Origin of the sequence: Thermincola ferriacetica (assembly GCF_001263415.1) — a bacterium.
GTDB classification, from domain to species: Bacteria; Bacillota; Thermincolia; order Thermincolales; family Thermincolaceae; genus Thermincola; species Thermincola ferriacetica.
In genome coordinates this window covers 1-25,973 of record NZ_LGTE01000024.1, presented here as the reverse complement: position 1 = coordinate 25,973, position 25,973 = coordinate 1, and the positions used below count along the sequence as shown (strand labels likewise).

Below are 25,973 nucleotides of genomic sequence, written 5' to 3'. Positions count from 1 at the left end.
ATTAGCTATTCAGAACTTTCGCCACATGGTTGATAAAGCCCATGATTGACGGGATACTGTAATACAGCACCAGCGCAAGGGCGGAAAACCCCAGCCCGGCCAGGGCGTATTTGCGGACAACCTTGATACCGAACAGCGACCCGACCAGCAGCGCCAGGAGCAGGATAACAACCACCACTTCCGACACAGGTACGACAATCTTGTCCAAAGACTGTTTTACCTCGCCGGTTAAAGTGTTTATCTTGCCGCTGAATTCTTCGGGCGTTACGGTCCGGTAAGGGCTGCCGCTGCTGACTATTGTCTTACCATCCGGGCTGACAGTTGGTGCCGGTGCCTGGGCCGGCGTCTGGTCCGCAGTCCCTGCCGGCACAGGTGCAGGGTCCAGCAGGGTCTCCGCCCTGGCCATCAAAGGCAGAGCAAAAATCAGCAGCAGGCACAGGATTGTAACAACAAAACCTTTCTGCACAACAACACACCTCCTTATGCTGTTTTTCTTCTGCCGCGGCAGTGCCGGCTGAATTGACGGTCGCGCGTGGAACGTTCCCAGTTGTAGCGGGCAAGGGTGCCAAAAATGGTTTTTACAACAAGTTTGCCTCCTTTTCGGGCAGCGGCGTACACAACCTCTTTGGCAGCATAGACACCTTCTTTTCCCCGCCTGTCGGTTTTTATTATGCGGGCGCGTTTGTGTACGCTTTTTATCAGTTCCCTCAGTTCTTCTATAGTCTCACACTCTACCCCCCTGACCTGCGCGCGCTGGAACGCGTGCCTTGTGATTAAGACTTCGATAGCAACCATCCCCTTTCTCATGTTTTTTGCCCGGGCCGGCTGCACTCCCCGCACCGCCGGCACCCTCCCAGCCCCAGCGTTCCGCGCTGGTCTGCCAACCGGGCCTCTGAAAAAAGCAAAAACCCGCCAGGGTATTCTCCTAACGGGTTGAAAACTTTGGGGTTGAAGCTGAAAACTTTGAGGTGAAACCAAAAAACTTTGATAGTCGACTACAGGGCTTTGAGAAGCGTTTCCAGCGCTGCGGCGCTGACACTGTATACGCGGTAGCTGTCTATCTTCGGCTCGTCATATTCATGGGTATATTCGAGTTCGGTCACGGAACACAGAAGTTTTGCATTGTTATGCGCCAAATCTGCTTGTGCAGTTTTGGCTTTGTCTGCAGGTACACGAAGCACCTTTTCGCGCGAGCCGGCGATAATTGTTTTCAGGTGTTTGGCGTTGGCGCGGTTTATGTTCGGCGTGCGGCGGATATATCCTTTGGCACGGAGCACCACTTCCACGCCAGCCAGATGGTCCCTGGCGATTTCTCCGTTAATGTATGCGCGGAGAAGGGCGGCATCGGCCCAACTGATACGTTTTTCCGCTGGTGGTTTGATCTTTTCGACGCGTTCCCGTTCCTCCGCCGTTAACTTGCGTTTGGAAAAATCTTTAGCGGAAATGCTTTTCTGCTTAAGTGTGCATCTTACGGCATTTTCCGATTTATTCAGCTTCTTGGCAACCTGTTTTACAGTCAACCCTTTGCCAGCCAAGGCCAGCACTTGGAACTGGTTGACCGTCATCCTGGGCGCTCCAGGTACTTCGCTTATCATTTCTTCCAGATTCTGGTCCTCAAAAAGGGCACACGGATATTGTGAAGGGTCGTTTGGGTTATCTTTGTCACCCCCCTGCAATCTCGCCAGTTTTTCTTTAATCCGCCGAAGGTTGGTTTTTACCGTTGATTCTGATACCCCCAGCGTTTGGGCTATTTTTTTTGCGCCCAGACCCTGTTTTTTAAGTCGCACAATTTCTTGCTGCTGTGGGCTTAACATGTACACCCTCCCTTCTTTGCCTAACAACGCGTCTCGCGGAAACCCCGGAATTCATTCCGGGGAGGAAGCTGCCCTTTCCCTCATTTCTTTCCTCTTTCCTCTTTTTTTGTAAGACTGACCGTTTTTGTGCTGGTATTCAGCCCGGAACGGTCAAACCGGTTTAGTGTCCCTCGACAATACAGGCAAGGCTTAGGGGTTTTCCCCGTGGCATTAAGCGGTTCTGCCGAATTTCCCCGGGCTGGGACTTGCACCCGGGAGGTTCTTCTAGCCCCGCCTGTGTAGCCCTATATTACACATGGCTCAATCTAGTCAACCTGTTGCCCTCGCCCCCGCCAAGGCAAGCCCCGGACTTCAGTCCGGGGTGGTTGACTGAAGTTCCTAAGCAAGCATTGCAACTTGTGATTTTTTGGCAGGTTTTGTCGAAGGGGTTTACTGTTTTTCACCTGTGTTCGATAATATAAATGAAACCTGTCTTTATTTCAAAAATATTTCTCTGGTCGTTAATTAGACTGTATCGCAATTCCTTTAATAACTTCGTCCGTTAGTTTGTCGTCATAAAAAACACTGGGCTCACAGCCAAGGATAGCGGCTATAGTTTTCAGACGTTCAGCATCCAGCCGCACGCTCCCCGAGGCAATGTGCCTGTAACCCTGCAGTGATAGCCCCAGGGCTTTTGCTATATGTGTTTTGGTGATTCCTTTTGCTATGCGTATTTTTTCCACGTTTTCGTATACCATATATACCACCTGCCTTAACTCTATTTTACTAACGTCTAACGTTAATGTCAAGATTATATTTTTATTAAATTAAATTTTATCGTTATTTTTGTATCATATTTCGTTAATTCATGCTATTATATTTCAGAGGTGGCAAATATGGAAATAGGCAAAAGAATTCGCATGACAAGAAAATCCAAAGGATTAACACAAGAAGAACTGGCGAAGCTGGTCAATAAGTCGGCACAGGTGATCTCAAACTGGGAACGGGGGTACACGTCAACAATAAATTACGATGATATTTACAGGTTGTCTTCTGCTCTAAATGTATCATCTGATTACCTGATTGGCCGCACCGACGACCCCAGCCCGCCAAGCGAACCGGACCTGGAAAAATTATTGTACCTGCGGCTGCAAAAGTCGAACCTGTCGGAAGCCACAAAAAACCAATTCATGCGGGCATTCCGGGAAAATCTGGAATTAATCAGGCAGTTGGAAAGAGAGGAGGAGGAGAATGATTAGTGTGGACGATATGTGGCACACAACGGTCTGCAGTATGGATTTTTTCGCGAAAAACAAAATGCGGTTTCCACTGGATGAGGAGGAAGTGGCCCAAAAGCTCAATCTGGACAAACCTGTGCATATTCTACGCGTATCAAACCTTCCGGACGACATAGGAGGATATGTTCAACGCACTGAAAAACGTTATTATGTTCTGGCGAACAAAAACCACCCTGTCCTGAGACAGCGTTTTTCCATATTTCACGAATTCGGCCACTTTATTCTCGGGCACAGGAAAACCAGCATACATGCCTGGTATGAGACCAGAGACATTCAGGAAAAAGAAGCTGACTATCTGGCAGCCAACCTGCTTATGCCGCTTGATATTGTGTACAGGCTGGCCGAACGCTACTGGTATAACGTAATGGGCCTGCTGGACGCTGTACAGTCGGTCTGTCACGTTTCCCTGTCCGCCGCTGCCTACCGGATCTGCAACCTTGGGCTTTTCCAGGGGTCCATTATCCTCAAGGACGGCTTTACAGACTGCTTCCGGTACCGCACACCGGGGTATCACGAGCGTATGGGATACAGGCACTATGACAGGAGGACCCTGCTCAGCGGAAAAACACTGCACATACATGTTTTGAAAACTTTCCCCCCGCAAATACCTTAACATTTAGTCTTGTCTGTTCAAGGGTGACGCCTTTGCCAAAAAAGAATCAAAAAATGGTCTGGTACGAAAATGTGGGACACCGTAAAGAAGGCGGCTGGTCTGTCTATTATATAACCTATGTCCAAGCCAGGAACAGCCGTGAGGCGCTAATGAAATTCAAGGAATATAATCTCCGGCATCCTGAAATCAGATGCAGCAAGCATGACGTTGACATAAGGAAAATAGGTTCAGACCGCACCAAGGGCAGGTACAAAGAGATATTTAAGGAAGGGCCTGGCACAAAGGTGATTGAGACGGTCATACCATCAGAGGAAAATATTGATTAATGACCAAAAAACCGGCCAAGTTCCTGCACAACTTAAAATATGCCTACAAAAAAATAGCAGAGGGCACGCTTTTCCGGCGTGCCTTCTGCTATACAGGTCTTTTGTTATGCTATGGCACGTATGTTTCATTACCCCCTTTTTCTAAACAACTTTTTTAACCACCCGACTACCTTGTCCCATAACGACATTGGCACAAGCTGTTTCTCGATCTGTCCGTGGGCCTGGCGGGCCAGGTACAGGATCACGTCGTCAAGGCCCTTGCCCTGGTTAATGCTCCACCGGGCCAGCTTCAGCCTGTGGCGTTCGGTGTACAGCGCTTCCGTAAACGCCTGCAGGTTTTTGGCGACGTGCGGGTTTATTGCTGCGTCGGCATCAAAGGCCAGAATTTTATCCCGGTCCCGGTAATCGTTCAGTACCGGCATGGCCTTCCGCCAGGCGCTTACACCCGGTATGCCAATGGTGGTCCGTTTCAGATAGTATGCGGCGATTTTGGCTTTCACCGGGCCTTCGGTGATCCAGACAGGGCCGTCGTACTGAGGGCCGGCTACTTCTATCTGGCCCTCAAAGGCCACGTCATGGCCGGAGAACCAGAAGTATTTTGGGCTGCCCTCGTCGGCTCTGATCTGCATACCGGCAATCATGCCCAGGGCGGTGCGCACAGGGATGAAATACCCCGGCGAAGCGACAAAGTTCCAGCTGCCGTTACGGTCTTTGTAGAAGCCAGGGACGTTTACCAGGTCATAACCCCGGCTCAACAGTTCCCGGCATACCTGCGCCCGCAGGCTGTAATCCGCCGGCACGGACCGGAATTTTTCTTTTTTGATTATCTCTGCCGGGAACCCGCGCCGGACCAGGTCGCGGTAGTGCCGAACCTCAAGCTCCAGCAGGTCCAGCAGGGCGTTGTACACCGCGTCCCGCTGTTCCAGGCTGACCATTTCCGGTTCGGAGCCATAGGGCCTCACCGGCTGCGGTCGGGGCGGCGTATTCGGTGTTGGCCGTTCCTTTATCCGGCTTTCCATACCGCCGACCAGTTCCCTGTATGCGCTTTTGGTGTCCTGCCCGGTTAAGCGCGCGTAAAGGGTCAGGGCGTTGCCGCTTTCGCCGCAGCGGTGGCACTGCCAGACGTTTTTGTTGACCTCCACGTACAGGTGGCCGTGGTTGTCCCTTTTACGGGAATCGCCGCAGAAGGGACAGCGGTAAATCCAGTGCCGGCCCTTCGGTGTTTTAACCGGCTTCATGTTAAGACGGTTAAGTACGTCTAAGATATTCAGTTCTTGCTGCATCGGATCGCCTCCATTCCTGCCATTTCACAGGGAAAACCATCGGCCCGATCAGGTGCCGGTTGTACGGCTGTTCCACGGCCAGCACCTTAATGCCGGCAGCGTTCAACGCCTGAATCTGAACCGGGTCGTCCTCGAAGGCCAGGCCGATACCCAGGCGTCTGGCCGCTTCCGCCTTGTTCCCAGCAAACACCACGGCGTCCGGGCAGGGGAAACCGTGGAGTTCCAGCCAGCGGCGGGTGACGAACCGGGCCTCCCGCGGGCGGGCGGTAAGGTACACCAGCCTGCCGCCGGTTTCCCTGGCTGACCGGTATACCTGCCATACGCCTTCCACCGCGAAGGGCAGCGGCTTTGCGGCCATGAACACGGCCAGCCCCGCGGCACTTCGGAAAAATCCTGGCGGCAGGTCCGGCGAGGGGTATACCTTTGTATTGTACCCCCGTTCCGCCAGGGCGGCGTTGATGTGGGATATTGTGTTGCAGATGTCAACTGCGACGTTCATCTTTTGCCCCTCCTTTTTTGTGAAAAATTTAAAAGGGCCAGTGTTTTTAACACTGTCCCTTTTTGTCCCCTTTGAATTATTAAGTTTTTAAGGCCCCGGGCTGGGCTGTGAATATAAAAAAGGGTACGTATCTGCACTCATAAAGTGACATACGTACCCCTTTGGTTGTTAATATAAAACTTTCCCGGGAACGGGTGGATAAAAAACTTGAAATAAAACCACAAAAACTTTGGTTACAAGTATAGTTTACTGGTATATGGCAGGTTTTGTCAAGCGGCTTTAAAGGTTCAGCCGCGACTATGACCGTGCTTTGAACCCGCCGCAAGTTGCCAGGCTTAAGCCCGAGTAAATAGGCGGGTTTTAAAACGGTTTTAACCAGATTTTTTGCGCACACTTGTTTTATTAGTTAAAAGCATCACAGTGGTTTACCTGGCGCATATCGGCTAAATAACTATTTCTCGCGCATTGATGGCGCGGTTTTGCTCCAGGCACCGCACACTATATACCGCAAAGGCTGGTCGCAGTGTAGTCGCATATGTGTTGTTAAGTAATGTATGCACATTGCCTCCATATGTGCTTGACAATATACTTATCTAATACCTATTATAATCATCGTTATTCTTTTCGTGTTGCTCAGCCTTTTTACTTAAAAAATTATAAACAGGAAATATAATGATTATCTCAGCTAATGGGTATAAAATAATTTTTCCGGTAAAAACAATTATAACCAGCAACATTAGTGTATATTTCCATCCAAATATAAAGAAAAAGGCAATAGTTAGCCCAAACCAAAGTAGGGTTCCGATGCTCAATATTCCCTGTATTATCACGCTAGAATATGCTAAAGGAACCTCAAATTTACTGGCGCGTGACCATGTTCCATGAATAATACCTAACCCAGCCGAAAGTATATAAACAGCGGTCAATATAATTTTTATCATTCCAAAACCTCCCCCAGAATTAATGTTCACATTTCACCTAACCATCACCATGCCGCGCCGCTGTATGCTTCGCGAATGCGGCTTCGTCCAACACGTGTTGCCGCAATTTAGCATGTTGAGTAATGGTTAAACGACAACAGGGTCAGTGCTTGCCGGTGTTTTGCATGGTCAAATGCGGAAACACGGCTTTATGTTAGGCGATGTCATGGCTCATGCTCAAGTTTCAGATACACAGAAAGATTACTTACCACAGCATTTTTTATATTTTAGGCCGCTACCACAAGGACATAATTCATTTCTACCTACCTTTTGCCTTGACTTCGTCACCATATCCCATTTTCGCTTTTTAAATTCTTCTAGCCGCTGTTCCAATTCAGAATTATGTTCCCATTTCTTTTGATAAACCTTGAAGTCAATTTTTCTTTCTCCTTTGTCATTAACACAAATAACTACAAGAAACCAATTCTCAAAGTGAGTTTGATACATCTTAAGTTCACAATGGGAATCTAAACTATTTAGAGCTTCCTCAATGCTTTTCGAAGTTACAGCAACTAACAAACCAGCATTTGCTTCTTTAAAATATAGTGTAAAATCATGGTCACGGGAGTCATCGCGTAACTTGGCCTCAATTGTTTTTATATATTCTAAAATGGTTTGTTGAGTTTCGAAACTACAACTCAATAAAAACGTAGTTACTCTAGTAAAGCCCTCTTTACCGGTTGCCTCAATATCATTAATAAGTTTTTTGTACTCTTCAGAAATTCTTAGTCTCGGTTTTTCACCAGAACTCACTTTGCCTGCAAGAAAGTTATAGTAACGGTCCATCTCATCCGTATATCCTGTTAGAGTTAGCAGATTAATATCTCCTAGTTTTCCATCTTCAAAATACAACCCTTCTTTGAAAAAATACATCAAAAAATCCAATTCATCTGTAGTATAAAATTGAGGGTAATCATTAACTCTTATTCGCCTCTTTAAAAATGTCAAAAATTCTGATGGACATTCAATAAGTTCTGAAATTATTCGTAAGTCATTTATAAAGACAGACCAAGGCCATTTTTCTCCTTGAAGATGATTAAATATCTTCAATGAATTTAATTGAGTTGATAAATGCCCCAGACTTTCCAGTGTAACATTTACAAGAAATACGTCGTGTAATTTTTCTTTATTTAATACCAATGCTTCCGTACCATCCTCAAATTCAAATCTAGGTTGACTGCAAGTATTGATATAATGTTCTGTCCTTAAAGCTTGAACATAAGCTTTATCAATTAGCTCAGCGACATCTCTTTTTATACGTTCTAATCCACCCCTACGGGCCGACGTTGAAAGTGATCCAGCCTTTGCTTCGATAATAAAAAGATTTCCATCAAATAGAACTAAACCATCGCATTCGCATTTCTTTGTAGTTCCGTTTTCTGTTACGTCGTAAAAAACTTTATGTAATATTAACGCTTGAGGAAATATCTTTGAAAAATACTCCAATGCTTTTCTTTCTAAATATTCAGCCCTTTTTTCTTGATAGGTTGTTTTATAGTAATTCTCATCTATCTGTTTTATTAAATCTTCTAAAATATTTCCTATGTTCCTAAATAATACTTGAGGAATAAAGCAGTAATATTTTTCTCCGTAAGAAACAAGTGGTTTGCTATATATTATAGAATCATTTGTAGGCCAACCTGGAGCTTTTTCAAAAGCCACAAATAATTCGTTTTCTCCAAAACTACAACTTAATAAATCTAATAGCTGTCTAGGAATCTTTTCATTTGGTTCTATGATAAATATTATTTTCTCAGATTTTTTATAGAGTTCGTCTAATCCCTGTTTTTTCTCCTTAACCTCAGGTAGAGAGTTGTAGATATCCCTTAACTCTTCAAAATTAGATACATTATCAAAATCTTGTTTATCAACAAATTCAATAAATAATTGATGTAGCTCCTTTATTTTTTTAAAATAATCTATTAATGTTCTAATATTTTCATTTAATTGTCTCTCTATTTCTTGTAAACCTTCAATTATTTCTACCGTTGAAAAACCTATCTTCTCTTTTAAGAAAGCATCGTGTAGTTCATATAATCCCTGGACCAATTCAAGATGGTGCTGTTCAAATGAATCTCCTCTGAGAAACAAACATCTCAGTATTGACATGAAACGTAACTCATCTTCCTTTGGTTCTCGTCTTCCTTCAGCTGCTTCACTACCAAAAAACCACGTCACATCATTCAGTATTTCTTGGATTAAATTGTTGAATTTCTCGATCGCTTCTTCAGTAACACTATTCCCTATCCCCAGCTTATTGTGACCCATTATAAGGCTTTGTGCGTATTCCATATACGCTTCTTTCCCTTCATGAGTTGGTTCACTATACTGTTCAGGGTCCGAAAAACAGTTTTTGGTTGAAACTGTAGTCATTAGCTCTAACGGATCATACTGTTCAATCAAATCTAAAATTTCACCAATTTTACGATTAATCTCGGCCTGTAATTCACTTCTATTTTCTTGCATAAATTGGATATGCTTTTCAAACTCACCTGGTCTCCAATCAGAGGACATTCTAACAAAGCGCCCAATGCGTTCAACTTTAATGGGACCCTGTTGGAAACATTCGTAGTCGTCTTTCTTAATTTTAAGTTTGTCCTTTTTATGCTTAAAACGTTTGTAAAACATAGTCATAACCTCGAATCAAGTAAAAGCTTTTCAAAGCTAACATTAGAGCCATGATTTCGCCTAACCACCCTCACGCCGCGCTGCTGTACGCTTTGCGAACACGGTTTCGTACAACACATGTTTCTGTAATTGGGCATATTGAATATTGGTTTAACACCGGCAGGGTCAGTGTCCTGCTTATATGTTTAAACTATAAAGGATACATGATGTTATATTGGATGACATAGCATGTCAGTCCTCACCAAAATAATCGCTGTCAATTTTTTTAATCTCGTAAACAGCACTCTTTGTAACACCAACATCGTAATCAATCATCAAATCAGCAAGATATTCGCCATCTATAAGAACAATCTTTGTATTAATCCGCTGCACATAGTCAATTGCTTCTTTTGTGAACGATGAGGTTGTTATAAAAACACCTTTTTTAGCTCCCTGCCCCGCCAGTGCTCCGACGAATTTCTGAATTTCTGGTCTACCAACTACATTGCCAGGTTGCCAACGTTTGGCTTGAATGTAAATAATGTCAAGGCCAAGTTTATCTTCCTTGATAGTACCATCAATGCCCTCGTCTCCGCTTTTACCAATAGCCTTTCCTGCATCTTTGATTGACCCACCGTAGCCCATTTTGACCAGCAATTCAACAACAAGCCTCTCAAAAAAAGCAGGGGGAAGCCCAATAACTTTATTCAAAAGGTCTTGGGCTAGCGATTTTCTAATTCTTTGGTATGCGTTTTCAAGATTCTCTTCAGGGGTCTGAGCAATTATTTCTTCTGTATGTTGCTGTACTTCTTCCAAAGCATCACGTTTGGTGCTTTGAAATTCAACAAACTCAGGAAATTGACGTAGGAAACGAACATTTATTTCCCGTGGATTTTGTTTTAAGACATCAAGACCTCGTTGCGTAATTACAATCGTTGCACGCATTGGAGTATCGAGGAGACCAGCTTTTTTTAGATAAGTTTTGGCCCATCCTACTCGATTATCGAAAATTGGCTGTTGTCCACTGGGCAAAAGTTCCTTTCTTTCATCTTCCGATAGTTTGAAATGCACAGCGAGGTTCTCAACGATGTCCCTGAACTTATGTTTTTGGTTGTCAGAAATTAACTGAAGTAAAGGAAGCATTATGGATTGATAATCTGGAATCATGTCTTCACCTCGATTATTTTCACTAGTAAGGTCATCCCCCTTTGCCAGTGTTTTTTCATGCTCAAATGCGGAAACACGGCTTTATGTTAGACGATATTTCGCTCCGGTCAAGATTTCTGATATGACTTTTGGTTTCCATACCTTGCCTATCTCTGCTTCATTGTGAATTCTTCCAGAATAAACACCAAGAAATTTAGTTGTAACTCCCTCTGAAACTAAACCTTGAACGTTATTTGAATAATATGTATGGGTAAGTCGTAATACAACAGGTGACCCAGACATTCCGCTACGTGTTGTAGCATCTATTAAAAAAATGGGGCATCCATCAAAATCCACATCTGGGTCTGAAGCAATATGCCCAGTTTTCCAAATAGGCCACAGAAAATTAGACAATCCAAAAGGGTATCCAATGATAGAGGCTGGCATGCCAGGCTGAGGGATAATTTTACTTTCGGCTAATCTCAAATCAAGTGGGTACAGTTTTACTTTGTCAAGTTCGCTAAGAGGTAGTGCTACTACATCGATTTTTCTGCCAAGTTTATGTTCAATCCATCTAGGATTACCGTCTGAATCATATAACGCTTCAGATGTTATTATCCACTCACCTAATTTGGCAGTGTGATGAAATATCCTAATACTATCTGGAGTTGCACCAGTTTCAGGTGATAATAATTTACCCGAATTAGGATTTCTCCCGGATACCACATGCCAGTTTGTAATGAGATAAGGCATCTGTCCATATTGAACTACGAACCCCGTTGCTGATCCTAAAATATTGTTATTTACTTGAGGTTCTAAATATAAACTAACCACGCTTAACAGGTCGATTTTCCTAGCTTCCTCATTGTTCATTAAAATTTTCCTTTCTAAAAATAATTTCCCAGTAGCGAATTTCGCCCAACGCATTGGCTGGAAACAAACTTGACCCGACCGCATGGCTGGCGCGATTTTTGCACCTGGTCCACAAAAATTGCGACACCAAAATTGTCGTGGAGAACACCGTCACTCGGCCAATCTGCGGAGCCGCTCAATTGAGTCGGCTTTATTGCTTTGTTGAGTAGGAACAGCCAATTGGCCAGGCACCCGGCTGCCTTTTCCCAGTGTGCCACCTGTCCAGTGGTACCAAATGAGCGGCGGGGCGGGTTATTGCAGTAGCCCTAGCCTCACCTGCTTGGTGGTGTGATTTTTTCCAGGTAATTGCAAAAACCGTTACAGCCTAGGACAGGGCAAGTTAGGTCGGAGCGCAGCGGAGCCTTTTTGGCTGTTGTTAGGCGATGTAGCCCCCTAACTACCTTATAAAAGCTGAAAAATTTTAGATACTATTTCATCTAATTCATTAATTAAATCTCTACTCTTTAGTTCTGATTCCGATTCTACATATTCAAAAGCTTTCCAAACATTATCGCCAAAACCAAACAGGTTAAGACTTTGTACAGTGGTAGTTGCCGCAATCTCTTTTTCTGAAGAGTGGATACTCTTCCAAATTGGTAAGTTCATACATTTTTTATGAAGTCCTTTTTTCATATCAAAATAATCCTTTTGTATATCATCTAATCCAAAATAGTCGTAGTCATCACAGCATCTATTAGTAGCATTTAAATATTTCTTTAAAGCTGAATCTGGAATATAGTTTTCCATTTCACGTTTGTTAAGAATATGAAGAATATATCCAAAATTATCGCAAATTTTTTGTAGTTGTTTACAAAAAACTTTTTTATCCGCTGAAATTTCTTCAGGAGAGTTTTTATCACAATCAATAATACATACAACACGTACTTTTCCAGCAAAGTTTTTAAGTACCTTAGGTATATCACTGCCTCCCCCATGAACAAATTCAATCCAAAGATCGGAAGGATCAATCTTAGCTATCTTTGAAAGGCATGTGGTAATGAAAAGAGCATCAGACTCGACGTTTTCTACAACGATTTTCAACGGTTGTCCCAAAAACGATTCAGCAAGTTCGATATCCACAAAATCGTGAATATTTCCATCATATTTAGCAATTGCTCGCTTTCCATCTAAGTATTTTTTAACTTCTATATCAGGGTTTTGAGTAAGAATATCCATTTTTTCTTTAATATACGATTCTATACTTAACCGAACTAGATAATGTTCATCATTTTTTTCATACGCAACATGTTCTACAACATACTTTTCTATAAATTCGCGATAGCTTTGTAAACATGGTGATTTATGAAACAACCTAACATCGTTCTTCTTCAAATACCACTTATGTTTACCGCACTCAAACAATACAAACATCAACTTTAGTACCTGTCCAATCTCTTCATTATCATTTGCCTTAATCAACAATTCGTCTGGGATGTATACTACCATAGGGGAGACTCCCCCCCCAAAGTCTTTTTTCTTAGAGCGTCCTGCATTGCAATTGTTTCAATATAGTCTTGTGAGAAAAATCCTTCCGGCCATCCCTTTATTTTACCTTCTTCTGATATTTCAAGCCTTCTTATATCTAAGCTCCCATGTTTAGAATTCTTTTCCGAGTAATAGATTGCGATATTTTTGGGAGAAATTCGCTCTTCTACAACATATCGCCGCAATCTCAACAACATATGTTCACTATGAGTCTCAATTAGAAAATAATCTTTGCTTTTTGCTTTTCGATTAACCGCTCCTACAAATAAGTCCGCTAGACTTGCTTGTCCAGCTGGATGCAAATGAAGCTCCGGTTGCTCAATGATATGTAAATTGTATAGTGGCATTCTATTGTAGAAAAGGGAATAATTTTCATTTGGAGTTTTCATGAAAGTTTGAACAACAATTGGAAGTAATTGAGACAAGCCATGCCCTACATCAATAATATTGTTTTTTGCATTGGTTTTCTTGTCCTTTATCATTATCCTAAATAAGTCACCCTTTAAATCTTCCACTTCAAGGGTAAAATCTAAATTCTTTTCTAACCAATTTGAAACATCTTCAATTAATGTTTGGTTAGTTCTTAAATTCTGTCCAAGGATAACAGAAGCAAACTCCCCGTCTCTTCCTACGTAATTAACTGCGTTTTCAATATACCTATAAAATCTTTCTGGTGTTTTTCTGAACGGTCCAATATAAAAGATTTTATTCGCGAAACTATTGAAATAAAAATTCAAAGCAGTAAACAACGCATATAAGAAGTCTAAGCTTTCTTTTTTATTCTTGCTTTTTATTTTACTTCCGATGACGCGTATAGATCGGAAGTCAGGAATGAACTTTTCGAATCCAAACTCTTTTTTAGATATCTCATATTTGTATCGTCTATCTTTGAAGGTAATCTTTATTTGTTCGTTCTCTTCAATATTTTCAACACTTAATACTGGTCGTTCTGAATCCGAGCTATAGATACAGAATTTATCAACCCTTAAAGCTTTTCCGGAATATGAAATCGTTACGTTTATAATTAGCTCTCCACATAAATAGTTTTTAATCTTTTCCTCGTAAAATGGTGGAACAATCATGAGTAAATCTCTAACATCAATAGAAATTTCAAACTCAATTGGTTGCTTTTTATCATGGCCAAAAACTACGTCCTCGAAGTTGCCGTAATCTATAGACTTTCCATATAACAAAAGTGGGGCCATTGATGCATCCAAAAAGGTTTGCCTCAATACTAGTGGGAACCTAACTATACTACTTTTCCCTGAACTGTTTTCTCCAATCATAATTGTGATGGGCTTTATCTCAAGTTTTCCGGTATCAATAAACCCTTTTATATTCTTCAATCGAAAACTATTCACTAAAACTTCCTCCTTAATCTAAAATTATAATTAAAGCAAAACGCACTTTGCCATAGTTTTAGTCAGGGGGCTATTTCGCCTACCACTGCCCTAAACGAACTTTTTTCGCTTATTATTTGCAAACATCCATTTTAAGCATTACATAGTACAAACCTTGCTAATCCCTAAAACTGACATTTTCAATCGTCAGAGGTAAATGGCTTCCTACATTGTACTTGGCCAACTGAGTTATAATTCAGTGCTAACCCCGTCCTATACAGTAAACTAATACTGTATGCTACAGCCTTACCACCTTCAATCCTCCCATACATCTTCCATTAATTCCTCAATCCTCTTTCTCAGTTCAGCCGTAGCTTTTCGGTCAATGCTGATCCTGTTTCCTTCTATAATTACAGCATCCCCTTCCCTGGCATCTGCCGGAAGCAAATGCCGGGGATAGTCATGGATCTCTCCGTTTATCTCTATAAGGGCAAAATCGCCTTCAAACCGATCTATTATTCCTTTCTGCACAGTTCCCCCTCCTACGGATAGCATTTTTTGCACGGCACATAACCGGCACTGATGGCCGCTTCCCTGGTTTTAAAAATAACCTGGTTTTCCGGGTTGGGTAAGTATGAACACGAGGGCAGATGAAATTTATGAGTGTTGCGGTTTCCTATATAATAGTCACCGCTCTGCGGTTCGGGCCGGGGACCCGGGCCTGCACCTCCGACGTAACCGCTACCAGAACCGCTGTTTGGTGCGCGCGGTTGAATGGCGCTTGCGTTCTTGTCAATGGTAAAGTTAGTACCATCGGACACCGCAACAATAGTCCCGGCTTCGTCTGTCCGGTATATTTTTGCGCCGGCATTCGCCAGGGCAGCCACAGTCTCGTATGCCGGGTGGCCGTATGAGTTGCCGGCCCCCACGCTGATAACGGCATATTTCGGGGTGACGGCGCGGAGAAAAGATGATGAACTGGAGGACCGGCTTCCGTGGTGACCGACCTTCAGAACATCCACATCCAGGTTGTAACCGGCTGCAAGCATTTGATGCTCCGAAACAGTTTCCGCGTCGCCTTCAAAAAGGAAAGAATTTTTGCCATACTTCAGTTCTATTACTGCGCTGTAATCGTTTAAGTCCCGGTAGCCTGTCCCGTTGGGGGCCAGAAATTTCGCCTCAATCCCGGGACCTAAATCCAGCACAACGCCTGCGGCTGCCGTGCTGACTTTCAACCCCTTATTTTTAATAGACTGGAGTAAACTGGCGTAAGCCTCGGTCGTATGAGAGGCTTTCGGCAGATAGATTTTGCCTATGTCAAAGGATCGGATCACTCCATCAAGTCCGCCGATATGGTCTTCGTGGGGGTGAGTGCCTACAACCACGTCCAGTTTTTTCACACCCTGGGCCTGCAGATAGCTCTCAACAGTTGACTCGGCGGAATTCGGCCCGGCGTCTATTAAAAGGTTTTTCCCGCCAGGCGTCTGTATCAATATGCTGTCACCCTGGCCGACATTGATAAAATGCACCTTGAGTTTACCACCGGTATTAACAACAGGTGTTTGCTGGCCGGTTCCGGTGTTGTTTACATCTGAGGTGGCGTCTTTTGGCGATTCGGTTGTGTTGTACGCGCTTTGGTAAACGCTTTGAGTTATTTGAGTTGCAGGCGCTGTCGTTATTTTATTCTCCGTTTGGTTACCGCCGCCAAGACATGATCCGATGGCCCCTATGATTAAAAAGAAGAAAATCAGGGCAAGGCATCCTGGACCCTGTTTTTTTCGCATGGCCATAAACAAAAAACACCTCCTTAACGGAGGTATTCGACATGTTCCAGCTTTTTCCTTGACAAAAATTGCGACATTGTTCGACAATGCAACGCCATAATTACCCGTAAATAAAAGAAGCCTCAGTATGGGCAAGTGCTATACCAAATATTTTATCTGCGCCACATATTTTAAGCTGTTTCCCAACTTCTTGTAGTGTGCTTCCTGTTGTAATAACATCATCTATGAGCAAAATAGATCGCTGCTTCTTTTTTTCTTTCCGAGTCAGTAGAAATGGAAACAAATTATTTTACACTCTCCAGATAGATTAGGCGATAAGCCTAGCTGTATACCAAGCAACTTAACTGATATATTTAGAAAATAATAGTCCTTTTGTGTAGTTTTCCATGTAGCACCAATCGGGGTTGCCATCAGCAGTTGCCGGAAGTTTTATTAATGTTTCTTTTATTTTCTCTAGGCTGTATTTTCTGCCGTAAGAATATTTAGGCCTTTCTTTATCTAATATACTTACAAGAAATAAACCATTATATACATTGAGGTTTGGATTTCTACCTATCGTGAGTGTCGTAGAACCAATAAAATCTTTTGGTTGATATAAAGCATAACCAACAGACCCCTGCCCATCACTAATAAATACAATGCTATTTCCTGCTGTTACTAAATTTTCCCTCCGCTTTACCATTCTCATTAAGCCATTATTTGACTTTTTGGCACCTATGTATGGTATCTCATTTCCGTCTTGAAGTAATGCTCGTGCATTTCCGCATTTACCCTTTTCTAATTCGAAAAGGTCTGCAATTTTAAACCATTTCCAATGAGATGTGTCAATTTTTTGCCCCAAATTGCTTTTAGATTTTTTATAGTCTGCTATTACTTGTCCTGTTTTGTTTATATGATTGATTAAATATTTTTGCTGAATATTTTTCATAAAGTTTTCTATCCATTCAAAATCGACATGTCTTTCTTGGTTGATTATGGTTGTGGGTAATTTTATTTTTGTATTTTCAGCTCGATAGTTGTTTATTGAAAATCCTCTTGAGTGCTTATCTTTTTCTAAGGTTATTATTGTAGCGAAAAATAAACCTGTTAATTCATTAAGCTGAAAATTCTTTGGGATAAGGACAGTAATGTGGTTTGATGGTCTAAAAGTGTAAGGATGATAGAAACAGTAACCTACGCCTCCATTACCATCATTAACCCAACCCAATACATTTTTATAAATCTTATCGTTAACGCAAATTAACTGTTCTAAACCATTGTTATTGTTTTTTGCGCTAATGTAAGGAATATTACCGTTGATTCTGTTTTGCTTAACAATTCCCTTGCCACGCTCTATCTTAAACAGATCTTTTATTTTCCACCATTCCCATGTAGAAGTGTCAATAGGATTACTTAAACTACTCATTAACTTCTTCACCACCGAACAGCAAAGGATACTGAATTTGAAAAGCTAAATAGTTTTGAATATTTTGTACAAAATCATTTATCGTCAGATTTGAATAATCCGTTTCGATATGGGCATCAACAATCCATTCATCGTTTTCGTCTAAATAAGCTATCGTAGAATATCCGGGTTTAACAATTTTAGTCCTAAAATCCTTTAACCATTGATTCTGAATTTCTTTCCAATCACGTACCATCACCCGACCCCTATGCATTAGTACTTCAAAACCATCATCACTCCAATTAGCCAGCCATACAGGAGATACTTGTTTTTGATGAGGCCTATGTGCTTCAAACACCATAATGCAGGTGTGCGATGATGCATTTTCTCCGAATAGCTGCACATTCATTTTCATAACTGCCTTTAATGTATGTTTTTTTAATATAGATTTTTTATATTCGACGTCTTGCTTTTGCAGGGAACAGGCTTTACTGAGTGGCACAATAACAATTCCACTACCTCCTTGTTCAAGTAAATCAAGCATATTTTCTATGAAGTGGTATTCTGATTCATCGCTCTTTTTTTGGCTATAAGGAGGGTTCATAAAGCCAACAGTAGGCTTTCCCTTGGAAATAACTTTTTGTTTGATAGCCTGATCAAAACAATCTCCATATTGTATTCCGCTTCTTCCGTCACCACGAACAATCATGTTTGCACTTAATAATGCAAACATTTTGTCGTTTGACTCAATACCTCGAATCCGGTTTTTCTTAATATCTTCAATAATAGTATGATTATTTTTGGCTTTGGTTATCATTTGGTGCATCGCACTAACAAGGAAACCACCTGTACCGGCACAAGGGTCTAAAACAATATCCTTTTCAGGATCTAACCCTCTACCATCATTGGCAAGGTTACAAAATAATTCAGTGATATGTTGAGGAGTCAATACTATACCCAACCCTTTTCCATCAGAAGAAGTGTATTTCAAAAAATTCGAATAAAAAATCCCGATAATATCAAGGGTTGTCTCATTATTTTCAATAAACCTGAAGCATTCAGATTCAAGTTTATTAACCATGTATAATAACGGAGCCGTTTCAGGCCTTATATCATTAACATCCCAATGAGTTTCTGATATTAGCCTAGTAGTTGTTCTTAAAAAAGCATATTTTGAAAGTAGAGCATTCCTTTTGGTCTGTTCAATTTCATCTTTTAAAATCATATTTGACACTGTTGTATCAATAAGTGTAGCTAAACCTAAAGAATTTTGCATATTTCGATATGATGCTCTAAAATTACCATCTTTAAGAGCCAAAAAAATGGCACTGATTAAAAGTGGTTTCTGATCTTCACTTAATTTAAACTCATCTCGCATTAAATTGTTTAATTCATTGGCAATTTTTTTCAGCTTTTCTTCGTCAATAGTTTCTCTTAGTTCTTCTTCTTTTAGAAATGCTTCATAATCAGCAAATGATAGAATTTCTGTACCAAAAAACTCATGTTTTTTACTACCTTTTGCAATATAATAAGTTTCTATATCAAGATTGTTTTCTTGTGTTCCGGCTACTCCTATGCAAAAAACATGAAAGACATCGGACAAAAATTTCCCGTACCATAAAGAGCCATCAACGGCGTAATTTTTAATATTCGATTGGTTGCTAAAGTCACTGCTTTTAAGTTTGGATAATTCTTTTTTGCATTCAATAACAATTACTATGTCACTGTTCATCTTAGAACAGATAAATTCCGGTTCTCCTGGAGCGCCTGTGCCGTTTTTGCTTGCTTTGGATAATCTTTCGGCAATTTTATGTTTTTCTGATTTTTGCTCTTCGAAAACAGGGTCATCCTGATTTGCTTCATTGGGATGTTTATATCCCTTTTGTTCCAACATTTTTCTTACAAAATACTCGGTATTTCTCTTCTCCATAAATATTCTCCCCTCCCTCAATAATCTTTTAATATCTCCTTGTTGCTCGCTCCTACAAATTCACAAAACTGTAAACCTCATCAATCTCATCCTGCGTAATCCCGATATACCGCATGGTAATCGACGGTGCAGAATGGTTAAACACCTTCTGAAGAAGCTCTATAGACGTCCCCTGCTTCCTGGCATGGTAACCGAAGGTTTTCCGCAGGGTATGCGTACCGATATGATCCTCCAGCCCTACCTGCCTGGCAGCGTTGTTTATTACTCTGTATGCCTGAATACGGTCAATAGGGTGTTCGCCCTTCCGGCTCTTGAACAAATACTGTCCGGGCTTAAGGCCGGATTCGGCCAGGTATTCCCTGATCGCATCCTGGCAGGATTTATTTAAGCCAAATTTTTTCGGCTTGTCCGTCTTTTTCTCGCGGATATACACGCAGTCCTTTATCCTTTTGCCGTTGCCGCTGGCCACGTCCTCCACTTTGAGCTTTAAAAGGTCGGATATGCGCAGGCCGGTGTTTATGCCCAGGACAAAAAGCAAGTAGTCCCTTTTGCTAGTTGCTTTGAGCAGTTTCTTCATCGTTTCGATTTTCCGCCTGTCGCGGATCGGTTCAACGGTGTTCAAAAAGGGTCCCCCTTTCTTGAAACCTGCTTTTAGTGACTAAATTTACACAAACTCCAAAAACGTTATATATTGCATGTTAGCATTTTAGCTACCACTCAAAATTGGAACTATTTCCTACATATAACAAAAACAAGTGATTTTTACTTCTTGAAACATTGGTTTCCGATCGCAGTAGCCGGAAACTCAACGTCTTTAGACGTGGTACAACGACTCATCCACGTTTAACAGCTATAATGTCAATTTCTTCAATCTGTTCTTTATTTTTTTCCGCAAAAGTATCAGCTTGCCGTCGGCCTTTTTTAGCAAACCCTGCAGACCTAATCTCTTTAATTTCCCATAATGTTCCACTTAATGAATCTTTAATCACGTCCTCAGGATTAACTTTGCGATCATTGATGCTACCAAACCTAATAGCCAAAATAGCATTTCGACTACTTATTTCTGCTGTATTATTCCAAACTTTTCTTAGTTCTTTTATAAACACTTCTTTACCGGAGTGTTTGATCTGCCCGTTAGTAGAATAATCAACAACATCTGGCCCACCTAAAAACCAGTTTCTAATCCACTGGTCGGCAATATATGTCTTCATGCCGTAATAAGGCGGGGAAGTAATAATCATTGATACTTTGGCATTATGTTTATCTAAAACTCTTTTCACTCTCGCAAAAACCCGACCAGTCGTACTATCACCTTTAATCACAAACCCATAACCATTAGGCAACTCCTGCCCATAATACCTCTCGGCTCTTTTTTTTATGATACTTAATATATCCACTTTTAGAGGCTTAAAGTTTCTTTCTTTCCAAAACCTAACGGCGTAAGCCGGTTTTGGTGCATAAGTACGCGGACATTGATTTGAAAAATATGATGGACTATTAATAGACTGCGGGCCATGTAACGCACCAAGCATTATTGCCCGCAGAGCAATTCTTGCTTCAGAATCACAGCTTTTCACTAACGCTTCTCGTATTTTGCATATGTTAGAGAGCACTTCATAATCAAAAGCATGTTCCCAAAACTCACCTTGAGGGATATCGGGAATTATATCCTTAGATAAAATTTTATCTGCTGTCCGCATTATTTGAGTTACGGTTGTATTTACAAGCTTTGCCTCTGTCAAAGCAACTGCAACAGGGCTGCTGTCAATTCCTATTGAAGGACAATTATGTAATCTGGCAGCAAAATTTGTTGTTCCTCTGCCACAAAAAGGGTCTAATACCCATTGAGCCCCTTCACCATATTGTTCCAAAATGCTCAACGGGAAATCTAAAGGGAACATAGTAAAGTAAGGGCATATTGCATTAAGATTAGTTATCCCCATTAACATCACCTAAGTTTTCTAAAGCCTTAACATATAAAATATTTTTATCGTTCCTATATGTATGCCAACCAAAGTTTTCTTTACCAAATATTTCATCAAGGCATCTTGAAACCATGTTATAGGCAAAATTATTCTTATTGTCAATAATATCTGGTAACTCATTCTCAATCTCTGACACAACTGCGCGCCATGGAATACCTTTTCTAACTTTTTCAATAAACTCTGTTTTAATTTTAAGATTATTGATTACAGCATTTTTATAAATTTCTTGATTGTCAATCACCACTTCAACATCTTCACTATCCTCATAGGTAACTCTATTTGAAGATTCCATACTTTCCTGTAAAGCTTTCGCAAATTTTTTCTTTAGATGATTTGCATAAGTTTCAATTTCATCTTTATCGTAATTTTTATCAATTGTGGTTACTTCGGATTCAAAAGACATAACCCTTACAGATATTGGATACGGCTTCCCACTAACAGAACTCCAAAATACACCTTGCCCAACAATAGGTTCGTTTAACAATGCACTCAAAATATCATCACTAAAGTGAGCATTGGCTTTTTTTACATTCTGCAGGTCTACTGCTGAAAGTAAGTGAAATATAAACCAATTATCTCCCTGGCTGAGTATGTCTGAAGGAATGCTTCCTGGCTGCTGTGTTATAAGTAATGCTCCCAAGTCATATTTACGACCTTCCTTCACCCATGCAATATACGGCTCAGTAGCAGAAACTCCGGGCACTAAAACTGATTGTGCCTCCTCAATAACTGCTATGGTTGGTATCGTTTTCGGTTCGGCAGATGTAAACTCTTCTTGGTTCCTGTCAAAAATCCTTCTCAGTATAATACCGCTAAGAATCAAAGCCTGCTCGCCCCTGAGCTGTGAAATATCTACAATACAAAGTTTCCCATCTGCCAGAGCCATAAACAGCATATCCACAAACTGGCTACTCGGGTCGTGCAGGGCATTTACAATTGTTGTCATGTTTGCCCTTGCAGCAAGCGCTTCCGCGTCCTGTTGGTTGTCAAGATTGAGAAATTTCTTTATTTCACTCAAATCAGCTTCATTTTTTTGTCTGTAAATAAGGTTAACAAGTCTTTCCCAATTGTCTTGATTGAGTCCTTTAAGTTTTCTGACATTTTGTTGGTCTTGTTTTTCTTGAGATAAGGCAATAGAAATAATATCTGAAGGTCTAAATCTTCGTATGTCAAGCCGTATTCCTCCGGCTACAAATGAACCATAAAATTTACTTGGAGCCTGTCTGGATGTAAACACTACAATGTTATCCCTCAGTTCTGGTACATCGCAAAGTCCCGGACGGCCTTTATCATCTGGCCAAAAATACTCGCCATCTCGATCAAAGATAATAGTTCCTACCGGTACTTTTCTGCCGCCTCTTTTTTCAACTGTTGGTGTACTTCTATAGAGTCTGCTGAATAAAAGTTTGTTGAGGTTTGACTTTCCAAAACCAGCGCGAGCAAATATAAATGACCTACGAGAAACTAAATTTTCAACAGGAAATTTAACTGATATTTCAGGGTGTTTGACTTGCATCCAATCTTTTTTACTATCCCTGAATTGCGTATTATCACCCGCATATATATATTCTCCGAGTGCAAAAAAACCGAGTTCAGCACCCGTCTCATTATGTCCAGCAATCTCTTTAAGTACCTCATTAGACGGAAAAGCAACGGGACTACCCACATGTGGAATTCGTCTGTGAGAAGGCACAAAAACAATTGTCCCATTCACTAACCTTAAACTTCCAAGAACACGGATGTTAATTTTATACTTCAAATATTGCTCCCTTAAATCTTCAGGAATAGGCCTATTATCCCTTATAGCTCTAAGGTTATAATCCTCACCAACACCTGAAGAAAGCTTGCCTTCGGAAGAAACCGAAGTTATACGACCTAAAACTGCCTCTTCTGGAGATTCAAGCTGTACAAGCAAAAACTGTCCATGCATTGGTATATTCTGAAAATCGTTTCTGTATGGTAAAACCAAATCTGCATGAAATTCCATGCCACCTTCGGTAAACCCTCTAAAAACACCTACAATTTGTTCTCTCGGAAAAAGATTGTCAATTGGCATTGTGCTTCATCCCTCTCAATATCTGTTAATCGATGGATCTGTGTCTACAAACCTAAAAATATCAATTTTATCGGAATCAGGCCCAAGTGATATCCTTAAAGCGTTCAATATCTCGTCTTGAATAATATTCATATCAAAATCAATTAATGCAGCGTTTTCATGGGCCTTCTGAAGACTCAAGGGATAGAACGGAATAGGAAAGCCGTTTACTGCATCAGCTAACAAACACCCAATAATCTGCTGAGCTTCTCTCGCCTGACTTAACAAAATATCTACAGCCCATACCGGATCTTGTTTCCCAGATCCAAACTTTACAAAAAACATTTTGCCAGCAACAAACTTATTAACTTCCGTCCCTTCACTAATAATATCATCGCCCCTAGCATATTCTGACCAAACGTATGCTTTCTCTTCAATACTTCTCGGAATTTCAACGTAACAAGGATAATTAACTGTCATTATATTCTCAATGTGCATAGCCAAACGATATCTTTCCAGTACCTTACTATGCTTGGCAAGTCCGGCAATGTAAATTCTCCTGCGATTTCGTTCAAACTGCTTCTGTATGCCCTCTTCTAAGCCTCTTCTATATTTAGCAAATAAATCACCCGCAAAAACCTTACTTCTTAGCAGCCCGTCAAAAAGAATTAAGGTATCAGTCCCAAAATCTTTCTCTCGGACTACCGCAAAAAGCGTTGCCCATTCAACCAGTTCCCTATAAACTTGGACCCAACTAGGGCTAATAGGCTTATCCGGCGAGTTATATTTTATCATTGGACTTAGCTTCGTAATATTGTCAACTCCAAGATACTCCATCATCTTTTTCAATGAATTAAGTTTGCTTTCATTATCTTCAAAAATTCTCCGGTTAAGTTCTTCAACTTTAGTTGTAGGTGTAATAACGTCCATATAATATTCGTTGTTACTTGAATCAACAACCCTTATCACTTGAACAAAAAAAGGATCGAATTTCAACTTGTTATTTCCTCCATCTGTGCCAACAAGGGAAATAGATGTAGAATTTCTCGGAACAATTCTACGCACTTCTCCATTTAATACACTAATTTCTCTCCTAAGTGTATCAAGAAGAACCATGTCATTCTCCATACATTTGCTCATAAGCTTTCTTAGTTGTGATAAATTTTGGCTATCTAACACGATTTCACTTCCCCAAAACCGCACGTTAAAACCATTTCACAAATCGGTTTAACGGTATTCAAAAAAAGGAGTTTTTTTCGACGCATTGTACAAATAATTATCTTTTTACCAATATTTTCTTCTACATTTCTCCTCATTTTTCCTGCTTGCCAATACAACATAATATAAATTTTGTTGTATTGGCAAAACAGCCGCTATCCCTTGCCGCTGTAAGGGTTGTTGGATTTTTGGCGTTGGTAGTTCAAAAAACAGGGGCTTTTTATACAACATATTATAGCAATTTATATGGTTGTGTTGTATTAAAAAACGGCATTTTTAAACCCCCTCAAAACAACTTTGAGGGGGTTTAAAATGTTATTTTCTGACCTGAAAAACACTGCCCCGTTTTTCAACCACCGCCCCGACAGGGAAGCAGTTTGCAATGCGAAGCAGTTCTTCTGCTTCTTTCTTCGTGTCGATTATCCGGCCAAACCCGCTCTTGTTCAGGCTGGCCTGGATTTTCTGTATATACTGTCTTTTAGTTAGCCGAACATCGGCAACCTTGCAGGTTGTGGTTGCCCTAAGACAGTCGATGCCAACCATCGACCTGCGGCAACCACAACCGCCGTCTATATTGTCTTTGTCACTGTCACATTCAAAACCGAACGTGACAATTTCCCCTTCCGGGACGAAGCAAAAATCGCTTTTGCGCTGACCCTGGGTTTCTGTGGTGGCAACAAGAATTTTCATACCACACCCACCTTTCCAATGCTGTTCTGCCGGGCAATTTCCTGCATCAGGGCCAGTATGACCCCCATTGCTTCGCCAGGACCACAGTCCGGATCAGCCGCAAGCTGTTCAAACATCGCTTTGGCCATGTCGCTCAGCCCCAGAAGATATACGGCAGCTTCCGGGCGCTTGCCCAGCATACACTGCCTGAACCCTGCCTGGACGACCAGAACAGGCAGAACATTCAGGCGTTCAGCTATCTCGTCCGCTAACTTTGAAGCAGCAGGCTTGTTGCCGCTGCTGACCTGCGCACCCAATGCGTCCAGGTCTTTCATCAATTCCGCCAAGCGCGGGTCGTTTTCGTCAACTTTAACTATGCCTATACTTTCCATAAAAATCCGACGGCGCGGGAACCCACGGTCTCGTACCGTGGGAGGAAGCGCCGTCAGGCCACCTCCCATATCAAAGTATCCGTGTTTTGAAGTTTCTTCAGTTTGTTGATACTGGCACCAGCATACAGTTCCTTGCCGCTGTAGTCGGTTATACGCACCGCGCCGCGGCTGAACAGGGTATTGATATACCCCTTGACCACCCTGCCGGCTTTGCTGCGGTAGACCACCAGGTCGTATTTCCGGAACCTTACGCCAGCCCTGTTGACAAGATAACGGTTGGCATTGGCCGGCTGC

Annotated in this window: 27 protein-coding genes; 3 read left to right on the top strand and 24 right to left on the bottom strand. The window is 41.6% G+C overall.

The genetic code is table 11. The features are described from left to right. Position 1: 1 nt before the first annotated feature. From Tfer_RS13000 to Tfer_RS12985, 4 genes are all read right to left on the bottom strand, one after another. A complete protein-coding gene (locus Tfer_RS13000) occupies positions 2 to 466 on the bottom strand; it encodes a hypothetical protein (RefSeq protein WP_052218771.1) in 465 nt (154 codons plus the stop codon). Between the two features lie 14 nt (positions 467 to 480). Then, positions 481 to 840, bottom strand: a complete 360-nt coding sequence (locus Tfer_RS12995) for a hypothetical protein (protein WP_052218770.1) — start codon at positions 838 to 840, stop codon at positions 481 to 483. Positions 841 to 995: 155 nt separating this feature from the next. Beyond that, the gene (locus Tfer_RS12990) at positions 996 to 1,814 is read right to left on the bottom strand and encodes a sigma factor-like helix-turn-helix DNA-binding protein (RefSeq protein WP_052218769.1); all 819 of its coding nucleotides are present in this window, start codon (positions 1,812 to 1,814) and stop codon (positions 996 to 998) included. 500 nt (positions 1,815 to 2,314) lie between these two features. Continuing rightward, complete coding sequence (locus tag Tfer_RS12985) at positions 2,315 to 2,551, bottom strand: helix-turn-helix domain-containing protein (protein ID WP_052218768.1); 237 nt, start codon at positions 2,549 to 2,551, stop codon at positions 2,315 to 2,317. A 138-nt stretch (positions 2,552 to 2,689) separates the two neighbouring features. On the opposite strand from Tfer_RS12985, the gene Tfer_RS12980 reads away from it, so the two are divergent. Genes Tfer_RS12980 through Tfer_RS12970 form a run of 3 tightly spaced genes read left to right on the top strand, consistent with a single transcriptional unit; the run spans position 2,690 to position 4,030 of the window. Beyond that, positions 2,690 to 3,052 carry a helix-turn-helix domain-containing protein gene (locus Tfer_RS12980; RefSeq protein WP_052218767.1) on the top strand — a complete coding sequence of 121 codons (363 nt, stop codon included), beginning with the start codon at positions 2,690 to 2,692 and terminating at the stop codon, positions 3,050 to 3,052. After that, positions 3,045 to 3,704, top strand: coding sequence for an ImmA/IrrE family metallo-endopeptidase (locus Tfer_RS12975; RefSeq protein WP_052218766.1), 660 nt, complete (start codon positions 3,045 to 3,047; stop codon positions 3,702 to 3,704). The genes Tfer_RS12980 and Tfer_RS12975 overlap by 8 nt, the downstream gene beginning before the upstream one ends. Before the next feature lie 32 nt (positions 3,705 to 3,736). Next, positions 3,737 to 4,030 carry a hypothetical protein gene (locus tag Tfer_RS12970; RefSeq protein ID WP_052218765.1) on the top strand — a complete coding sequence of 98 codons (294 nt, stop codon included), beginning with the start codon at positions 3,737 to 3,739 and terminating at the stop codon, positions 4,028 to 4,030. Positions 4,031 to 4,158: 128 nt separating this feature from the next. On the opposite strand, the gene Tfer_RS12965 is transcribed toward Tfer_RS12970, so the two are convergent. The 20 genes from Tfer_RS12965 to Tfer_RS16620 all read right to left on the bottom strand — a co-directional run. Continuing rightward, positions 4,159 to 5,313: a DUF3854 domain-containing protein gene (locus Tfer_RS12965; protein ID WP_052218764.1), complete on the bottom strand. Its 1,155-nt coding sequence runs from the start codon at positions 5,311 to 5,313 to the stop codon at positions 4,159 to 4,161. Beyond that, entirely contained in the window at positions 5,279 to 5,812 is a 534-nt protein-coding gene (locus tag Tfer_RS12960) for a hypothetical protein (protein WP_052218763.1), read from the bottom strand. The genes Tfer_RS12965 and Tfer_RS12960 overlap by 35 nt, the downstream gene beginning before the upstream one ends. 593 nt (positions 5,813 to 6,405) lie before the next feature. Continuing rightward, positions 6,406 to 6,753, bottom strand: a complete 348-nt coding sequence (locus Tfer_RS12955) for a hypothetical protein (RefSeq protein WP_052218762.1) — start codon at positions 6,751 to 6,753, stop codon at positions 6,406 to 6,408. A gap of 240 nt (positions 6,754 to 6,993) precedes the next feature. Next, the gene (locus Tfer_RS16985; protein ID WP_052218761.1) at positions 6,994 to 9,420 is read right to left on the bottom strand and encodes a YecA family protein; all 2,427 of its coding nucleotides are present in this window, start codon (positions 9,418 to 9,420) and stop codon (positions 6,994 to 6,996) included. A gap of 231 nt (positions 9,421 to 9,651) precedes the next feature. After that, positions 9,652 to 10,566: a restriction endonuclease gene (locus Tfer_RS12945; RefSeq protein WP_052218760.1), complete on the bottom strand. Its 915-nt coding sequence runs from the start codon at positions 10,564 to 10,566 to the stop codon at positions 9,652 to 9,654. Between the two features lie 81 nt (positions 10,567 to 10,647). Then, on the bottom strand, positions 10,648 to 11,418 hold the full coding sequence (locus Tfer_RS12940; protein WP_052218759.1) for a trypsin-like peptidase domain-containing protein: 771 nt from the start codon (positions 11,416 to 11,418) through the stop codon (positions 10,648 to 10,650). A gap of 441 nt (positions 11,419 to 11,859) precedes the next feature. Then, positions 11,860 to 12,903 (bottom strand): hypothetical protein, encoded by a 1,044-nt coding sequence (locus tag Tfer_RS12935; protein ID WP_052218758.1) that lies wholly within the window; start codon positions 12,901 to 12,903, stop codon positions 11,860 to 11,862. Continuing rightward, complete coding sequence (locus Tfer_RS12930; protein ID WP_052218757.1) at positions 12,897 to 14,303, bottom strand: DUF3696 domain-containing protein; 1,407 nt, start codon at positions 14,301 to 14,303, stop codon at positions 12,897 to 12,899. Before Tfer_RS12930 ends, Tfer_RS12935 begins: the two co-directional genes overlap by 7 nt. 294 nt (positions 14,304 to 14,597) lie before the next feature. Next, a complete protein-coding gene (locus Tfer_RS12925) occupies positions 14,598 to 14,813 on the bottom strand; it encodes a DUF3006 domain-containing protein (protein ID WP_242843598.1) in 216 nt (71 codons plus the stop codon). An 11-nt stretch (positions 14,814 to 14,824) separates the two neighbouring features. Beyond that, the gene (locus Tfer_RS12920) at positions 14,825 to 16,072 is read right to left on the bottom strand and encodes an MBL fold metallo-hydrolase (RefSeq protein ID WP_152909056.1); all 1,248 of its coding nucleotides are present in this window, start codon (positions 16,070 to 16,072) and stop codon (positions 14,825 to 14,827) included. Positions 16,073 to 16,166: 94 nt separating this feature from the next. Then, entirely contained in the window at positions 16,167 to 16,349 is a 183-nt protein-coding gene (locus Tfer_RS17330; protein WP_052218754.1) for a ComF family protein, read from the bottom strand. Between the two features lie 57 nt (positions 16,350 to 16,406). Beyond that, a complete protein-coding gene (locus Tfer_RS12910; protein WP_052218753.1) occupies positions 16,407 to 17,471 on the bottom strand; it encodes a restriction endonuclease subunit S in 1,065 nt (354 codons plus the stop codon). After that, complete coding sequence (locus Tfer_RS12905) at positions 17,464 to 19,380, bottom strand: HsdM family class I SAM-dependent methyltransferase (RefSeq protein ID WP_052218752.1); 1,917 nt, start codon at positions 19,378 to 19,380, stop codon at positions 17,464 to 17,466. Before Tfer_RS12905 ends, Tfer_RS12910 begins: the two co-directional genes overlap by 8 nt. Positions 19,381 to 19,432: 52 nt before the next feature. Then, positions 19,433 to 20,002, bottom strand: coding sequence for a site-specific integrase (locus tag Tfer_RS12900; protein WP_200901040.1), 570 nt, complete (start codon positions 20,000 to 20,002; stop codon positions 19,433 to 19,435). A gap of 211 nt (positions 20,003 to 20,213) precedes the next feature. Beyond that, positions 20,214 to 21,323 carry a DNA methyltransferase gene (locus Tfer_RS12895; protein ID WP_200901039.1) on the bottom strand — a complete coding sequence of 370 codons (1,110 nt, stop codon included), beginning with the start codon at positions 21,321 to 21,323 and terminating at the stop codon, positions 20,214 to 20,216. Continuing rightward, entirely contained in the window at positions 21,310 to 23,421 is a 2,112-nt protein-coding gene (locus Tfer_RS12890) for an ATP-binding protein (protein ID WP_052218751.1), read from the bottom strand. Before Tfer_RS12890 ends, Tfer_RS12895 begins: the two co-directional genes overlap by 14 nt. Positions 23,422 to 23,436: 15 nt before the next feature. Then, on the bottom strand, positions 23,437 to 24,579 hold the full coding sequence (locus Tfer_RS12885) for a hypothetical protein (RefSeq protein ID WP_052218750.1): 1,143 nt from the start codon (positions 24,577 to 24,579) through the stop codon (positions 23,437 to 23,439). 354 nt (positions 24,580 to 24,933) lie between these two features. Beyond that, positions 24,934 to 25,308, bottom strand: a complete 375-nt coding sequence (locus Tfer_RS12880; protein ID WP_052218749.1) for a DUF7715 family protein — start codon at positions 25,306 to 25,308, stop codon at positions 24,934 to 24,936. Further along, complete coding sequence (locus tag Tfer_RS12875; RefSeq protein ID WP_052218748.1) at positions 25,305 to 25,748, bottom strand: hypothetical protein; 444 nt, start codon at positions 25,746 to 25,748, stop codon at positions 25,305 to 25,307. Before Tfer_RS12875 ends, Tfer_RS12880 begins: the two co-directional genes overlap by 4 nt. Then, the coding region (locus Tfer_RS16620) for a hypothetical protein (protein ID WP_160315566.1) at positions 25,733 to 25,973 on the bottom strand (241 nt) is incomplete at its 5' end. The genes Tfer_RS16620 and Tfer_RS12875, both read right to left, overlap by 16 nt.

Excerpts from the sequence above, each read along its gene's own strand:
- Tfer_RS12975 (WP_052218766.1), top strand. The coding sequence starts at position 3,045 with ATGATTAGTGTGGACGATATGTGGCACACAACGGTCTGCAGTATGGAT.
- Tfer_RS12965 (WP_052218764.1), bottom strand. The coding sequence starts at position 5,313 with ATGCAGCAAGAACTGAATATCTTAGACGTACTTAACCGTCTTAACATG.
- Tfer_RS12910 (WP_052218753.1), bottom strand. The coding sequence starts at position 17,471 with ATGAGTAGTTTAAGTAATCCTATTGACACTTCTACATGGGAATGGTGG.
- Tfer_RS12980 (WP_052218767.1), top strand. The coding sequence starts at position 2,690 with ATGGAAATAGGCAAAAGAATTCGCATGACAAGAAAATCCAAAGGATTA.
- Tfer_RS12880 (WP_052218749.1), bottom strand. The coding sequence starts at position 25,308 with ATGAAAATTCTTGTTGCCACCACAGAAACCCAGGGTCAGCGCAAAAGC.
- Tfer_RS12890 (WP_052218751.1), bottom strand. The coding sequence starts at position 23,421 with ATGCCAATTGACAATCTTTTTCCGAGAGAACAAATTGTAGGTGTTTTT.
- Tfer_RS12935 (WP_052218758.1), bottom strand. The coding sequence starts at position 12,903 with ATGGTAGTATACATCCCAGACGAATTGTTGATTAAGGCAAATGATAAT.
- Tfer_RS12945 (WP_052218760.1), bottom strand. The coding sequence starts at position 10,566 with ATGATTCCAGATTATCAATCCATAATGCTTCCTTTACTTCAGTTAATT.
- Tfer_RS12990 (WP_052218769.1), bottom strand. The coding sequence starts at position 1,814 with ATGTTAAGCCCACAGCAGCAAGAAATTGTGCGACTTAAAAAACAGGGT.
- Tfer_RS12905 (WP_052218752.1), bottom strand. The coding sequence starts at position 19,380 with ATGGAGAAGAGAAATACCGAGTATTTTGTAAGAAAAATGTTGGAACAA.
- Tfer_RS12940 (WP_052218759.1), bottom strand. The coding sequence starts at position 11,418 with ATGAACAATGAGGAAGCTAGGAAAATCGACCTGTTAAGCGTGGTTAGT.
- Tfer_RS12985 (WP_052218768.1), bottom strand. The coding sequence starts at position 2,551 with ATGGTATACGAAAACGTGGAAAAAATACGCATAGCAAAAGGAATCACC.
- Tfer_RS12920 (WP_152909056.1), bottom strand. The coding sequence starts at position 16,072 with ATGGCCATGCGAAAAAAACAGGGTCCAGGATGCCTTGCCCTGATTTTC.
- Tfer_RS12895 (WP_200901039.1), bottom strand. The coding sequence starts at position 21,323 with ATGGGGATAACTAATCTTAATGCAATATGCCCTTACTTTACTATGTTC.
- Tfer_RS12960 (WP_052218763.1), bottom strand. The coding sequence starts at position 5,812 with ATGAACGTCGCAGTTGACATCTGCAACACAATATCCCACATCAACGCC.
- Tfer_RS16985 (WP_052218761.1), bottom strand. The coding sequence starts at position 9,420 with ATGTTTTACAAACGTTTTAAGCATAAAAAGGACAAACTTAAAATTAAG.
- Tfer_RS12875 (WP_052218748.1), bottom strand. The coding sequence starts at position 25,748 with ATGGGAGGTGGCCTGACGGCGCTTCCTCCCACGGTACGAGACCGTGGG.
- Tfer_RS12955 (WP_052218762.1), bottom strand. The coding sequence starts at position 6,753 with ATGATAAAAATTATATTGACCGCTGTTTATATACTTTCGGCTGGGTTA.